Genomic DNA, 15,463 nt, shown 5'->3' with positions numbered 1-15,463 from the left:
ACCTGCAGGGTGCCCGGGCGAGTTATACTCCGCGTCAAAGTCAGCGTTTAGAAGTGAGCTGACTTTGTGCCCGCCGGTTTTTCGGTCGATGGCGCAAATTTGGTCAGGTCGATGCCTTCGACAGCGGTCTTGTACTCGTCGATATTGGGCGTCCGGCCCAGGATTGCCGACAGAACCACAACCGGGGTCGAGGCCAGCAGGCTTTCACCCTTCTTGTCCGGCGCATCCGCCACGACACGGCCCTGGAACAGGCGGGTCGAGGTGGCCAGAACCGTATCCCCCTTGGCGGCTTTTTCCTGGTTGCCCATGCACAGGTTACAACCCGGACGTTCCAGGTACAGGATGTTTTCGTACTCGGTGCGGGCATTCTGTTTCGGGAACAGGTCGTCGAATTCAAAGCCCGAGTATTTCTCAAGGACTTCCCAGTCGCCCTCTTCCTTCAACTCGTCGATGATGTTGTAGGTCGGGGCCGCGACAACCAGTGGAGCCTTGAACTCGACCTTGCCGGTTTCCTTTTCAAGGTTTTTCAACATCTGGGCGACGATCTTGATGTCACCTTTATGCACCATGCACGAGCCAACAAAGCCCAGATCGACATGCTTTTCGGCATTGTAGTACGAGATCGGGCGGATGGTATCGTGGGTATACCGCTTGGACACATCGGCGTTGTGGACGTCGGGGTCGGCGATCATCGGCTCGTTGATCTGGTCCAGATCCACGACAACCTCGGCGAAGTATTTCGCGTTGTCATCGGGGCGCAGCGCGGGTTTTTCACCCGACTTGATCTCGGCAATGCGCGCGTCAGCGATATTGATCAGCTTTTGCAGCATGCCGTTTTCATGCTCCATACCCTTGTCGATCATGATCTGGATGCGCGACTTGGCCAATTCCAGCGAACCGATCAGGGTCTCATCATTCGAGATACAGACCGACGCCTTGGCTTTCATCTCGGCTGTCCAGTCGGTGAAGGTGAACGCCTGATCCGCCAGCAACGTGCCGATATGCACTTCGATCACACGACCCTGGAACACGTTGTCGCCATGCTGTTCCAGCATCTGTGCCTGTGTGGCATGCACAACGTCGCGGAAATCCATGTGATCGGCCATTTTGCCTTTGAAGGTCACCTTGACCGACTCCGGGATCGGCATCGAGGCTTCACCGGTCGCAAGCGCCAGTGCCACGGTGCCCGAGTCCGCGCCAAAGGCGACGCCTTTGGACATGCGGGTGTGGCTGTCACCGCCGATGATGACCGACCAGTCATCCACGGTGATGTCGTTCAGCACCTTGTGGATCACGTCGGTCATCGAATGATAGACGCCTTTCGGGTCACGCCCGGTGACAAGGCCGAAGTCATTCATGAACTTCATAAGGCGTGGCGTGTTGGCCTGCGCCTTGGCATCCCAGACCGATGCGGTGTGACAACCGGACTGATAGGCACCATCAACGCTGGGCGCCACAACGGTCGCGGCCATTGCTTCAAGTTCCTGCATGGTCATCAGGCCCGTGGTGTCCTGCGAGCCGACAATGTTGACCTTCACGCGAACGTCCGAACCTGCGTGCAGGGTCTTGCCCGGCGTGGTGCCCAAAGCGTTCTTGTTAAAGATCTTCTCGACTGCGGTCAGGCCCTGGCCTTCGTGGCTGATTTCCTTGGACGGTGCAAAGACCAATGGTGCTTCGACACCCAGCGTCTCGGCCGCAAATGTTTGCAGCTTCTTTCCAAACACAATGGCGTAAGAGCCACCGGCCTTCATGAATTCCACTTTTTGCGGGGTGAAGGACGAAGACACGTCGACCAGCTCGTCGCCATCTTCGCTCAGCAGTTTGTGGTCTTTGGTGTTGATCTTGAGAACCGTACCTGTGGCCACCGAGTACTTCTCTTCCAAAATCGGGTTGCCATCGTTGTTCAGGATCGCATTGCCGTCTTCGTCGACTTTCTTGACCCAGTTCTTCAGGTCCAGACCGATACCACCGGTTACACCAACGGTTGTCAGGAAGATTGGCGAGATGCCATTCGTACCCGCGACGATTGGAGCGATGTTGACAAAAGGCACATAGGGGCTAGCCTGCTTACCGGTCCAGAGCGCCACATTGTTCACGCCGGACATACGCGACGAGCCCACGCCCATAGTTCCTTTTTCAGCGATCAGCATGACACGTTTGCCGGGGTGCTGAAGCTTCAGATCCTGAATTTCCTGCTGCGCCTTTTCTGAAATCAGGCACTTGCCGTGCAGTTCGCGGTCGGCGCGCGAATGTGCCTGGTTGCCCGGCGACAGCAGGTCCGTGGAAATATCACCTTCGGCAGCAACATATGTGACGATTTCGATTTCCTCGTCGATGTCGGGCAGTTTGGTGAAAAACTCAGCCTTGGCATAGCTTTCCAGGATATCCCGCGCGATCGGGTTGCCCGCCTCAAACGCGGCCTTCAGTCGGTCGGTATCGGCGTCGTACAGGAAGACTTGCGTTTTCAGCACTTCGGCCGCTTTGCCCGCAACCGCAGCGTCATCGCCCAGCGCAAGATCCAGAAGTACCTCAACCGAAGGTCCGCCTTTCATGTGCGACAACAGTTCGAACGCAAAGTCCTGCGAGATTTCTTCAACGTCAGCTTCGCCCAGAATGATCTCTTTCAGAAAGCGAGCCTTTTCGCCGGCCGCGCTGGTTGTGCCGGGCAGCGTGTTGTAAATGAAATAGTTCAGCGAATCCGCGCGATGTTCGTGCTGAGGGTCACGGATCTGATCGATGATCTCTTTCGCCAAAGCCCCATCATCGATGGGTTTTGGGCTCAGGCCCTGTTCTTTGCGGGTTTCGATTTCGTTCAGGTAATCAGTATAGAGGCTCATGACGGGTCCGACCATTTTGCTGGGTGTACCGGCAGTCAAAAGGCCGGTAACTTCAATTTGTATGCGGCGGTATACTAAAACTGCGCCACATGCAAGTCCCAGACCTGCGACCCGGTGTCCTGAACCAGTTGCTGCCTGCCCAGAATCCCAAAGACCTTACCCAGGCGGGAACGGGATGAAGTGGTCTGTAAAGACGGATCGTCGCCAAAGGCTGTAATCAACGCTTGCGCCAACGGCAAGGAAGAGTAACCCAACCGAAACGGGGTCAAACCCATCCGAAGAAGATCATGTCGTGATACGGTAACACACCGATGAACTGGCCATCTGTCGGGGCGCGCATAACACTGCATTCCTGCCGTTGATTTCATTCAGGAAATTCAAGCGTGCTCGCCCATAATTCTGCGTTGTATTTGCGCAAAGGATTGCTCGATTTGCCAAAAGTTAGCACTGTTCAAAGAGCTTTCTCAATTGTTGGTATTTGTCGTGCAAACCAATCAACTATAAGCGTTAATTCTCAATCAAAAGTCCACTTTGATTAGCGAATTTCACCCCCAATAAAAAGGATGCAAGGTTACTGGCAACTATTAGAGATTAGTTCGCCGATCTTCTTGCCGAGCATCAAGAGCACTATTTGGCACAGTCTTGTAATAGGCACAGAAACCTCGATCCGCATTGGCACCGAGGTGGTTAGGCCCGCCCTTTCACCAAATTCCTATAAGCTGACGGCGACATTCCAGACCATTTTCGGAAGGCCCTCGAAAACGCGGTGGAGTCTGCGTAACCAAGCCGCAGTGCGGTCTCACCAACGGACTTCTCTGCAGGACCCAGCAGCTTCTTTGCTTCTTCCAGTTTGACGCCAGATATGACCTGAGAGGCTGATTGCCCGTAAGGGACCAGCCGATTGTTCAATGTCTCCCGGTGGAAACCGCATAGGCGTGCCAGTTCGTCTACACCAAATCCCGGCTCACCAAGGTGAGTTCGGATCAGGCTCTGAAGCCCGGCCAGGAAATCTTGCGGTGCCGCAAGGTCAGGGTCAGTGACAGGAAGATCCGATGGGTTTTCCAATACTTCCGGGATCAATTGATGGCTCAGCCAGGGTGAAGGAAACCGGATCGAAAAACCCTTTGGGCTACACTTGATGGCTTGAACACCATGAAAATGCCTGGGGAGCACGTCAGGTTCGCTGACCCGTAAAATGATCTGGCTCGGGTCCCACCTGAAATCCAGAACCCGGTGCAGCAATGATATCCAGATGCTCGCCAGAAATGCGTCGGTCTGTCCGGGCGAGACCGAAATGTTGAAATTCCGCTTGGCACTGAAATAAGCGTGCTCGCCTTCCACAAGCAGCGATTGTGTGACCGCATTTGATTCTTTCGAGACGGCTTGAGTGTAGCGCGTAAAGAAGTCGCCCAGCGTCAACGCCTCGGCCAACATGTCACCAAGGGGCAGAAACCGAACAAGGTCAATTGATTGACCAACTAGCGCGCAGAACTCTGGTGATGTTGCGTCAGCAGCGGCTTGATGGATTTTATAAATCGTCTCGTGCGGCAGGAAATTCTGGCGATCCATCACCTGAGATTCGCTCACACCCAGAGGGTCCAGAACGACGTCGGGATCAACACCGGCGCCACGCAAAGCAGCGACCACGGGTGCAGCAACCGATGCCCGAACCAGCGGCAAAGCGTTTTTTGTATTTTGGTCAAATGCGTCCATGTCGCCCTCAAATATCATGAAGGTAACGACAGATAGACAGCAAACACACAAAAAGGTGTCAAAAGCTTGCAGAATGCCAAATTTAACTGGCAACGCCTGTCATGCTGTCAGGCAATATCCGGCGAACACTCTAAAATCATATTCACAAATATACATCTGTGATTCGCATTTGGAGAACCTAGATGACGCCGAATTTCAAACGCATGGTGGCCACGACAGCCTTTTCTGCAAGCTTGGTAATCGCGGGCCAGGGTTTTGCGCAGGAAGAAAGCTTTCCGATCCTCTTTACCAACGTGCACGTGTTTAACGGTATCGATGAACAGCGCATTGAGAACGCAAACGTTCTGGTCGTGGACAACCTGATCGCAGACGTATCTTCGGAACCGCTGGCCGTCGCCAATGCCCAGATCATTGACGGTGGTGGTCGCACGCTGATGCCGGGCCTGATCGATGCACATGTGCATATGACGGTCACCGAACCGGTGGCAGACCTGCGCGATAACTTCGACTGGATGTACTGGGGTGCGGTTTCAACAATTGAAGCCGAGAAAATGCTGTTGCGCGGTTTCACCACAGTTCGGGATGCGGGCGGTCCGGCAATCGGTCTGCAAAAAGCGATTGATCGGGGTAAGGCCATTGGCCCACGTATTTACGCCTCTGGGCCAGTGATCTCGCAAACCTCGGGGCATGGAGAGCATCGCGTCTACACCGAGCCCCATCCAAATTTCATGGGGGCGCAACCATCCTTCTTTAACCAACACTTGGAGTTTCTGGCCGACGGTGTGCCGGAAACACTGCGGGCGACCCGCGAAGCCCTGCGCCTTGGCGCTGTCCAGATCAAAGTCATGGCTGGCGGTGGGGTATCCTCTCAGGTTGATCCGTTACACACCGTTCAGGGTCTGCCGGAAGAGCTTGAGGCGTCTGTTCGGGCCGCTGCCGATTGGGGAACCTATGTAATGGTTCACGCCTATACGGACGAATCCATCGTGCGCTCGATTGAGGCAGGTGTGATCAGCATTGAACATGGACAACTGATGACCGAAGTCGGTGCGCAAGCGATCAAAGACGCGGATGCCTGGATCGTTCCGTTCTATTCTCTTCTGGGGATCGACGAGCAAACCATTGTTACTGCACTTGGGCCCGGGTCCGCCGAAAAGTTCCTCAGCGTTCAAGCTGGCGCTCGAAAGCAGATGCAGTTGATCAAAGATTTCGGGATCGAGAATGTAGCGTTCTCCACGGACATTATCGGCGATCCCGTCGCGCTGACCAAGCAGAACGATGAGTTCAAATACCGGCTGGAGGCATGGACTTCACACGAAATCCTGCAACAGGCCACGTCAAAATCGGCCGCACTTCTGGCACTGTCAGGAAAACTCAATCCCTACACGGCGGGCCCGCTGGGCGTGATCGAACAGGGCGCATATGCCGATCTGCTGCTTGTTGAAGGTAACCCGGTCGAAGATGCCGAGATCCTGGTCGACTACACCAACAACATCGACCTCATCATGAAAGATGGCGTTATCTACAAGAATACACTCGATTGAGTGTCGCGCGGGGTGAATTTACCTCGGCATCCCGCGCACCCTTAGCTTGATAAATGGGAGTACTGACACGTGAAAACACTGGCCTCACTGACAGCAATCGCTGGATTTGTCTCCTTGGCAGCAAGCGGCGCGTTGGCGCAGGACGCGCTCCCGCAAACCTTGTTCACCAATGTGCATATCTTTGACGGAATTAGTGAACAGCGGATCGAAAACGCGAATGTTCTGGTTGAAGGCAATCTCATAAAGACAGTCTCGACCGACGGCATTGATGCGCCTGATGCGATGCTTGTTGACGGGGGCGGGCGCACGCTGATGCCCGGATTGATTGACAGTCACGTGCATCTCTACGCTACAGGGCTCGTGCAATCCTTCTCGGGTCTTCAGGCCGCCAAATGGGATCAGATCGGGGCCACCGCAGCCGAAAATGCCCGCGACTATCTCTACGATGGTTACACCACGGTGCGGGATACCGGCGGAATGGGATCAGGTCTGCGCGAACTGATCGACAAGGGGATTGTAGACGGGCCACGTATCTATGCGTCAGGTGCGGCCATCGGCCCGACATCCGGGCATGGTGACTGGCGAAACCCCGAGCAGCGAACCTTCAACATGGGTTCGGACGACGTCGCCAATACGTTCAACCTTTCATATATTGCTGATGGTGCGGAAGAAATCCGGAAAGCATCGCGGCTTAACTTCGCGCACGGGGCGAGTTTCCTGAAACTGATGGCCGGTGGCGGTGTGTCATCCGAGCTCGACCCGCTCTGGTCGGTTGCCTACAACGTTGATGAGATTTCGACAGCTGTCGAGGCTGCGTCCTTCTTTGATACATATGTGACTGTCCACGCCTATACGGACGAAACGGTAACAATGGCACTGGATGCTGGCGTCAAGTCACTGGAGCACGCTCAAATGGTGAGCGAAGAGACTGTCAAACGCATCGCGGATGAGGGTATCTTCTGGGCCTTGAATGTGGCTGGAATGGATCCGGCGCTGCTTGACCACCCCAATTTCTCGATGCCGACGGTGAAACCAAAACTGGAAGAATATCTGGTCGGGTCAGAAAACGTTATTGAGTACATCAAGAAGTACAAGCCCAAGATCGTGCATAATGTCGACACCGTGCTGTCCACCATTGGGTTTGGCCGCGCACACCGGGACTTTGAAAAATACTATTTCGCTGAATTGCTGGGGAACCATGCTTTCCTGGTCGCGGCCACATCAACTGGTGGCGAACTCGCCCAACTGACAGGGCGGCGGAACCCTTATCCCAACAAACTCGGCGTGATCGAAGAAGGGGCCTATGCAGACATCCTGATCGTCGATGGAAACCCGCTGGAGGACCTGTCGGTTCTTGGCGCAAATCCGAAGTGGTTTGATGCACCCGCGCGTGATCGAGGGTTCGAGACCATTCGCGTGATCATGAAAGACGGCGTTTTCTACAAGAATACACTCGAATGAGCAGGGTATGCGGGAATCTGACGCCTGCGTCTTGCGCCGTCGATCCTGAACTGGGGAGCGATCAATGAACAAGGCAATTGCAGTAACTCTTTGCGCAGTAGGGATTGGTGTTTCCGGAGCAGCGGCGGAGGAGTCTCACAGCCGATACTACCTGGGGATCGGGGAACCAAACCCCGATGCCTGGCAAATCATGATCGACAATCCGACCGACCGGGAAAAGGACATGGGCGCTGCGCTCGCCGCAATGGGTGGTGAGATGATCAGCTATTTCTGGGGACTGGCCGATGGGAAGAACTACATCACCGTCCGCTTCCCGGACGATCCGGGCATGGTGCAGGCCATGTATATTTCACGTCTGAGCCAGGGGGTTCTGAAAGACTACACCTTCATCGAACTGATGACGAGCACGGATATGGTTGAAGCCCTGAAGCGCGTGCCGGAATTTTCAACGCCGGTCGAATGAAGTTGGAAAGCAAAGGAACAATCAATGAAGATCGCCATTCTTGTTCTTGTGGCACTTGCGTCCACCTCAGCGGCGCGCCTTACAGTCGCACAAGAAACCGGCGAAACTGACGCTCCGCAAACAATTCGCTTTGAGGGCTATGTACAGCCCAGTCGCGAAGCAGAACTGTCGCCTTTGGTAGACAATGTGGTCACCCGAATTGCGTTTCACGCCGGACAATATGTTCAGAAGGGCGACCTGCTGTTCGAGTTTGGCAAAAAAGGACCCTTCATTGAATTGCGCCTGAGCGAAACAGCTCTCAAGGATGCGAAAGCGCAACTCAGGCTCGCGGATGCGGACTTGGGGCGGAAAACGGAACTTTATCTGAAAGACCTGATACCGGAAGCAGAGTTGCAACTTGCCCAGGTGAACCGCGATCTTGCCGAAATCGCGTCGGAGCGGGCGGGCCTCGCTTATTAAGGGGCACAGCTCGCCTACAGCTTCACCGAGTTACATGCGCCGTTTTCGGGGATTATCAGCCAATCGTATGTAAAGCAGTACCAGTATCTGAGTACGGAAAGACGGGGGGACGAAACGCTGGCGATACTATCGGATATCGACCCGGTCTACGTTGTCGTCAAAGTGCCCTACGAGGAATTCACCAAACGGCGTCAGGTATTTGAGACAGATGCAGAAGCATTTGAAGGGCTCAGCCTGTCTTTGCAGATGCCAGACGGAGAATTGTACCCCTACGAGGGTCATTACTTTGGTGGGGCATTCAAGGTTAATCCCAAAACGCAGCTGATGGATGTGTGGGCCGAGTTCCCGAATCCAAAGTTGCTGCTTCGCCCAGGGGCAAAAGTCACCGTCATTTCGAGTCTGAGGAACTGAATGATGACCCGCCGGAGCCGGTGGCGCGGTGTGCTGTCCTGCCTGGAATTGAGGAGCATAAGACAATGCGTTTTTCTTTTGCAGTAATCGCCGCGTGCTTAATAGCATTGCCAGCTCATTCGGATGTTAAACGTATCGAATGGCCAGACCTGATCGACGAAACCGCTCAGGACTACGAAGATCCTTTCGTCGAATTGACGGGCAAACAGCTTAACGCGCTTCGCAAATTGGTCCGGTTGCGCGCGCAGCAAGAAAAAGGCGGGTCGACGCCGGAACAGCTGGATCGGCTTCGAGTGGATCTCGAAACGACTGAAGCAACGCTTTCTGAGGAAGGCGTTGATGCGGACTGGCTGATTTCCCAACGCTGGGTTGTGATGGAAAGACGTGAGAAGGCGGGCACGGCCGCCAATGTCGACATCGATGGCGTGACCGTTTCATTGGGCGGATTTGTGATCCCGGCCCCCCGCGACGAAGATGGCTCCCAAATGGCATATATCGTGCCGGAACGTGGAATGTGCAGCCACGTACCGCCGCCGCCTCCGAACCAGATGGTGCGTTTGCGCCTGAGTGATTCATGGGCGCCATCGACAGTCTACGAACCCATCGTTGTAACTGGTCAAATCAGGATTGAGCCGACGCAGAAGGAAATGCTGGTTGTTGATGGTCCCGTCCTCATGAAGGCTGCGTTTACTTTAGAGGTCGATGACGTTCAGACTTTTGGACCAACCCAAACTTCCGAAGAGGCTTCGACCAATAGGGCAAGTGTACTGATGGGAAGAATAAAAGCGACTGGCGGGGCTATCAAAGACGAATAGTGACACGACTCAACTGACCTGAATATTGTTCAGAAAGAGCGTTCAGTTTGGTGGGTCGAATATCTGCTTGTGAAAGGTTGAACGGCGAAAGCGGCGATAGGGGAGCGCATGAGGGTTTGGCTAATTAGAATAATTGGGCTTGTCGCAATTCTCGCTCTCACAACTGTCGCATTTGTTTGGTTGTTACTTGCTGCTCCGATGTTCTCGGACATGCGCCGCGACCTTGTGGAAAGAGTTCTTTCGGAACAAATTGGTCGCCCCCTTTTGGTCAACGATGATGTAAGCGTCGCGCCTGGCCGCATTAGTCACATCTACGTCGGTGGTGTGGTCATCCCCAGCCTGACAATGCCGGAGTCACCTCTTGTAGAATTGAACCTGTTGGAACTGGAGTTGGATATTGTCGCTTTGACCAACGGGCGTCTGCATTTTGACAATCTCGTCGTAGAAGGCCTCCAAGCAAATCTTCTGACAGCCGCAGACGGCACAACAAGCTGGCGAAAAGACAAGCTAACACCCAAGCCTGTGTCCGAGGAACCCGTATCAGGTGATAATCAAAAAGACGTCGCCAGCGCTGATAGGACAAATAAAAGCGACACCGAAAGCAGCGGAATCCTGAACTTTCTGAGCGACAAGAACGTCAATTTCACATCAATCGGGTTAACCATCGACGACAAGGTCTCGGGCTTCTCATTTGTATTTGACCTTCAGTCCCTCGCGCTCGACCAAGCAGATAATGGACAACGAACAAAGGTCTCTGGTTTCGGCTCCGTAAACGGTCAAGGCTTCGAAATCGAAGGCGACTACCCGCATGACGCGCCGTTTACGACGCGGGCCAGTTTCGGAGAAATGACCGTAAGCTACGATGGCGAGCCTTTCTCGGAAGACGAAGGCGGTGGCTATCGGGCTGTCTTGGAAATGGACACAGGTGAGTTCGGTGATTTTCTGGACGTCATCGGGCTGGAACGCGTTCTGGAAGGCAATGGTCAGCTGCAGGCTGAACTCGTGTCTCAGGACGCTCTGAAGATCGAGGCGTTTACAACAACTGTAAGCCTGGAGGATGGGCAGAAACTCGAAGCTGAGGGTTCAATAGATGACCTCTACACCGCTCAGGGCGTCGATCTGCTTTTCAACGCGCGGCTTCATCCCGAAGGACAGCCGCCGCCAGCAGCAAAGAGTATCCAGGAACTGAAGTTCACAGGCTTTGAAATGCACATGGTCGGATCCCTGGCTTCCTTCGAATTCGAGAAGTTGCTGTTCCAGACCAATGCGTTTGACCAGGGGTTAGACGTAATCGGTCCAGCCTCTATCGAAAGCATTCGACGCATGCCAGACGGACGGCTCGCTATGCTGGGCATTGCGTTGCAAGCCGGTCCAATTGAAGAGCCTGTCCTGAAAGCCGAAGGTGAAATTCTCGATCTGCTTCAGCTTCAGGACGTAACATTCGATGGTGTGCTGAACGGGCCCGCCAAGTTGATTTTACCCAACCTTGATGAAGACTATGTTGGCCAGTTCGGCGGCATCAAAGCCGATTTCAACATATCCAATGCGGGTGGGCCGGTTTCACTCAACAGGTTTAACGCGACCACCTACGACACCGATCTCTGGGCGCTCGATCTCGCACTGTCTGTCAACGAGCTAAAAGGGCTCGCTGGTCTCGATTTCGACGTGAAACTGGACGTCGAAGACGGTGCCCAGTTTCTGACCGCGCTCAACTTGCAACCCGTCGAAATTGGCGCACTGGCGATTGATGCTGAAACCTCCAGGCAGGGCGAACACTTTGATGCCGCAATCAAGTTCGAAGCCGGGTCTTCTGATCTTCTTGCTGCTTTGGATGCGCGGTTTCCTGAAGGTTCGCCCGTCGTCCGTGGCAACATTACGAGCGAGAGGCTCGATCTCAACGACCTGAAGAACCTGACTGGCGTGCTGGACCAATTGAAAAGTCTGGTCGGCGAGGCCACAAAAGAACCTGAAACCGAAGTTCAGCCTTTGGTTTTGCCGAAAGAGACAGACGTTCAGCCTCTGGTGTTGCCAAAGGAGAAAGGGAAGCCTTCCGATCTTTTGGATGTACAACGCGTGCTGCGAGAAGCTGACGTCGAGGTACAGATCGATTTCAAAGAGATTGTAGGTCAACAAGGTGTAACATCTGTTTCAAGCCAATTGTCTGCAAAAGACGGAACCGTGGATTTCGGCCCCCTTCAGATGGCCTATGGTGGCGGAAACTTCAGCCTGAGGGCGGTTATGGATCTGATTGACTCACCTGATTGGCTTTCATTGTCGGGATCAACCTCTGGATGGGAATTTGGTGAAATCCTTGATGAATTGGGCATTGGCATTGATGCCTATGGACGTTTGAGCGGTGAGTTCAACGTCTCTGGCAGTACTGCCTCGGGCAAGGCCTTCATCAACTCCATGCGCGGCAATGCGTCTTTGTCGATGTCGCAGGGCTATATCCGCACCAGCCTATTGGAACTGGCGGGGCTGGGTATTTTCCCGTGGCTGTTTTCAGAGGAGTTTCGGCAGGGTTACACCGACATCACATGCGTGGTTGCCCCGGTTGATATTCAGGCCGGGCGGGTAAGCTCAAACTCCATCGTCATTGAAACAGGATCGGTTCAATTGGTGGCCAGGGGGCAAGTCGATTGGCTGAACGATACGATTGCAATACGAGCCGAACCACGGCGCGTGGGCAAACCCCTATCGCGGAGCGCCTGGCCCTTTGATGTAACGGGCCCGCTATCGTCACCAAAGTTCAAGCTGGATGTCGGCGGGTCAAGAAACAAGGCTCCGGGCGGTGCTGATGAAATGCCTGCCGACAGGCAGCCATGCGTACCGGATATCAATCAATTGCAATAATTGGACGCGACCTAGTTCTTCAGTGGTTCCGGCTGTTCGGCCTGACACGCCAGAACGGCCTTAATGGCTTTGGCAGACCCGCTGAGATCAAGCTCCACCTCGGCCCCACTTTCACCAATGATCGTAACACTTTGGCGTTTTCCAAACTCGGTTACAAACGCCGGGTTGTCGAAAAAGGCGTAGCCACCGGGCACGCCATTCTTGAAGACACCCACCGCTTCGCCTTCGAATTTCGCATCACCAAAGTCGAACTGTACGACCCTGGTCGCCCCGTCCTCGATTTGAACCCAGGCCGGATTAAAGGCTGCAAAAAAGCCACCAGCCTGATCGGGTGCCGCGCCGATTTCAACGGTCATGTCATTTTCAAAGGGCTTCCACGCGAGACAGCCATTGCCCTTTTCGGGATCAATCAGGATTGTCCAGTCCCCGGATTCACCCCACCGTTCCATACCAGCGGCCCACACCGAGCCAGTGGAGATCAATGCCATTACTGTCAGCGCCAACCTGTTCATTCAATGCTCCACACTTGTTCCGAAGATTTTGAGCTGCGTTCAGAGTATCGCGCGGAGTTAATCAAATACAACCATTCGATTTCTGGAATGTTGGGCCGACGTCAACGCGCCCTTGCCCTGAAAAAGAAATCATCTTCGGCCTCTGCCAGAGAAAATATGACGTTCAACTCCCCTAGAATTTGCCAGAGTTGTTCCAGGTCTCCTTCGGGCAGTTGTCAAACATCCCAACAAACTGACTTGTCGGCAACTTTGGTCCGCAAAGTAGACGTTCAAGCAAGTAGCGGCGAATGACTGCAATGCGGGACAAACCGGACTTGTGCGATTGCGGCAATTGCTGACGCAGCATTGATTTGCTGTCGCAGCACATTCATCGCTGCGTTGCAGCTGTTGTCGCCAGACCGGTCATTCAAAGCTATGATGATGCGATACTATCAAACTCTAGTTTCGCGGCACATAGGATCAGCAGCTTAGACGCCGAACAAAGCCAACGTTTGCGTTGTCGCTGGCAGTGCAGCAGGACAGGCCATGCGGGCCTTCAGCCAGTAAGCAAATTCTCGTTATGGCTCATGCAGGTGGCGAGGAAGAGGGAGTATGTCGCGGTCGTGGAATTTTTCATAAAGTCGAGATATTGCAGAGATTGGAACTTTGGTTCCTGCTTCGTGTTTGAATTGATCAGGAACGAGGCACCAATAGTGCTTCTATTTGTTGTTATGCTTTTTTGACAAGCGTAATCTTGTTTTTCTGACAGGAAATTAACGTTACTGCCGAACGCGATAGCCGGAAGCAATGATCTTGTTTATCAGAACTGCGGCGGCCTGGTGCATGTCCTTTTCATCGTTATTGCCGACTGCTGTTTCGTGGGCAGCAGCTGCGTCATGCAGAACTCCCACAATTTCATGTTCGGGCAGAAGCTCACGATCTTTAATTGCAAGCAAAAGCGCTTCACAAATTGAGAGTGCGGCCATTCCTGAATGGTCTTGCCGGTCAGCCATGGTAGACGTCCTTTTCTAACAGGCGTCCAAGCATGGAAGCGCCACGATGAATTGCACCATACTGGCATAGATTGCTGTATACTTAACTGATCGAAAGCAGTCTTGGCGTCGGATAGTTTCGCGGGCTGCTCATCGATGAAGGAAGAACACTTGCGCACTATCAAAAATAGTCCACTCACCCGAAAGCTTTCAAACTTCGTCGCTCTGACTGAGGTTGAACTTGCGGTATTGGCACGCCTGCACAAGCGTCGCAGAACCTTTGAAGCCGGACGTGACCTTGTGCATCAAGGGCAATCAGAGCAGGCGGCCTACATTCTGGCCTCGGGCTGGGTTTGTTCCTACAAAACCCAGACTGACGGGTCGCGTCAGATCGTCGATTTCCAAATACCGGGTGACTTTCTGGGCTTGCGAAGCGTTCTGTTGCACACCTCGGATCACAGCATAGAACCAATCATGGAAATCCAAGCCATTGAAGTAGTAGTGGATGATCTCCTGGAAGCATTTGCGCAGACGCCCCGGCTGGCGACAGCAATTCTTTGGGCGGTATCTCGAGATGAAGCGATGGTGGTTGAGCACCTGGTCAACATAGGACGGCGAGATGCGGGTGAGCGCATGGCGCATTTTCTTTTGGAACTTGGTGTGAGGCTGACTCAGGTCGGGATGGCAAACAAGACGGGATACACTTGCCCCCTGACACAATACCACCTTGCCGATGCGCTGGGACTGAGTGCCGTGCATGTTAATCGTGTCCTACGGCAACTGCGGGAGAAGGGGTTGGTTACTTTTCAATCCGGGCAAGTGGCATTTGATGATTATGACGGACTGGTGACGTTGGCCGGTTTTGACCCCACTTATCTGGATCAGGCCGGGCCACTGTTGAAGCAATAGGTTCACCCCTTCAGCGATGCCGGGATTTTGATGATAGTTGCCTGGTTAGAGACGCCATTCGCTTCGGCAGATTTTGGATTTCACCGAAAAAGAAGCGCAAGATAAATACAGTCCGATTGCGGTACTGGATTTCCTGCGCTTCTCAAATACTCGTTAAGAACACGCCAGCAAATATCCCGCCAACACACATCACGTTGCCGGAATCCAAACATCGTTGCACTGACGCAGGTTAGTCAATTTTTGGCAGTACCGGATTCTCGGGCACCAAATGCATTTGAGATTCCAATAAAATCTCAGGTCATTGGCCGCAGACTAACATCGATCAGCGCGCGTCTGCCATTTGCACATTATTCTAAATCACAACGCCAGTACTACCGCGGCGCTTACGAGCGTGTACCGCGGCAGACTGCGCGGGGAAGATCCAACAAACTATATGGAGGACCAAGGTGAGCACGAGATCGTCCAGTTCTTTGGTGACGTTTTCAAATCCGTTCTCTTTGTCCGGCTACCCGGAT

12 protein-coding genes are annotated in these 15,463 nt (G+C 53.7%); 7 read left to right on the top strand and 5 right to left on the bottom strand.

Features of this window, described 5'->3' with window-relative positions; all coding sequences use genetic code 11:
• Nucleotides 1–47: 47 nt before the first annotated feature.
• The 3 genes from AC2FNU_RS12885 to AC2FNU_RS12875 all read right to left on the bottom strand — a co-directional run bounded on the left by AC2FNU_RS12885 (nt 48) and on the right by AC2FNU_RS12875 (nt 4,550).
• Nucleotides 48–2,837: a bifunctional aconitate hydratase 2/2-methylisocitrate dehydratase gene (locus AC2FNU_RS12885; protein WP_496788809.1), complete on the bottom strand. Its 2,790-nt coding sequence runs from the start codon at nt 2,835–2,837 to the stop codon at nt 48–50.
• 74 nt (nt 2,838–2,911) lie between these two features.
• Entirely contained in the window at nt 2,912–3,112 is a 201-nt protein-coding gene (locus tag AC2FNU_RS12880) for a hypothetical protein (protein ID WP_496788806.1), read from the bottom strand.
• Nucleotides 3,113–3,524: 412 nt separating this feature from the next.
• Complete coding sequence (locus tag AC2FNU_RS12875) at nt 3,525–4,550, bottom strand: helix-turn-helix domain-containing protein (RefSeq protein ID WP_496788803.1); 1,026 nt, start codon at nt 4,548–4,550, stop codon at nt 3,525–3,527.
• Nucleotides 4,551–4,732: 182 nt separating this feature from the next.
• Between AC2FNU_RS12875 and AC2FNU_RS12870 the strand changes: the two genes are divergently transcribed.
• The 6 genes from AC2FNU_RS12870 to AC2FNU_RS12845 all read left to right on the top strand — a co-directional run bounded on the left by AC2FNU_RS12870 (nt 4,733) and on the right by AC2FNU_RS12845 (nt 12,556).
• The gene (locus AC2FNU_RS12870; protein WP_496788801.1) at nt 4,733–6,094 is read left to right on the top strand and encodes a metal-dependent hydrolase family protein; all 1,362 of its coding nucleotides are present in this window, start codon (nt 4,733–4,735) and stop codon (nt 6,092–6,094) included.
• Between the two features lie 69 nt (nt 6,095–6,163).
• Complete coding sequence (locus AC2FNU_RS12865; RefSeq protein ID WP_496788799.1) at nt 6,164–7,555, top strand: metal-dependent hydrolase family protein; 1,392 nt, start codon at nt 6,164–6,166, stop codon at nt 7,553–7,555.
• A 64-nt stretch (nt 7,556–7,619) separates the two neighbouring features.
• Entirely contained in the window at nt 7,620–8,018 is a 399-nt protein-coding gene (locus AC2FNU_RS12860; protein ID WP_496788797.1) for a hypothetical protein, read from the top strand.
• 24 nt (nt 8,019–8,042) lie between these two features.
• Entirely contained in the window at nt 8,043–8,477 is a 435-nt protein-coding gene (locus AC2FNU_RS12855) for a hypothetical protein (protein ID WP_496788793.1), read from the top strand.
• Between the two features lie 476 nt (nt 8,478–8,953).
• On the top strand, nt 8,954–9,703 hold the full coding sequence (locus AC2FNU_RS12850; RefSeq protein WP_496788790.1) for a DUF3299 domain-containing protein: 750 nt from the start codon (nt 8,954–8,956) through the stop codon (nt 9,701–9,703).
• A gap of 108 nt (nt 9,704–9,811) precedes the next feature.
• A complete protein-coding gene (locus tag AC2FNU_RS12845) occupies nt 9,812–12,556 on the top strand; it encodes an AsmA family protein (protein ID WP_496788785.1) in 2,745 nt (914 codons plus the stop codon).
• A gap of 11 nt (nt 12,557–12,567) precedes the next feature.
• Here AC2FNU_RS12845 and AC2FNU_RS12840 read toward each other — a convergent pair whose 3' ends face one another.
• Both AC2FNU_RS12840 and AC2FNU_RS12835 read right to left on the bottom strand, forming a co-directional pair.
• Nucleotides 12,568–13,068: a hypothetical protein gene (locus AC2FNU_RS12840; protein ID WP_496788783.1), complete on the bottom strand. Its 501-nt coding sequence runs from the start codon at nt 13,066–13,068 to the stop codon at nt 12,568–12,570.
• Nucleotides 13,069–13,826: 758 nt separating this feature from the next.
• Nucleotides 13,827–14,060: a hypothetical protein gene (locus tag AC2FNU_RS12835; protein WP_170743324.1), complete on the bottom strand. Its 234-nt coding sequence runs from the start codon at nt 14,058–14,060 to the stop codon at nt 13,827–13,829.
• Between the two features lie 135 nt (nt 14,061–14,195).
• Between AC2FNU_RS12835 and AC2FNU_RS12830 the strand changes: the two genes are divergently transcribed.
• A complete protein-coding gene (locus AC2FNU_RS12830; protein WP_170499212.1) occupies nt 14,196–14,948 on the top strand; it encodes a Crp/Fnr family transcriptional regulator in 753 nt (250 codons plus the stop codon).
• The last annotated feature ends 515 nt before the right edge of the window (nt 14,949–15,463 follow it).

Source organism: Ruegeria sp. BHSB064 (assembly GCF_059613205.1).
The sequence above is the reverse complement of the archived record's forward strand: the minus strand, read 5'-3'. Positions and strand labels throughout refer to the sequence as shown.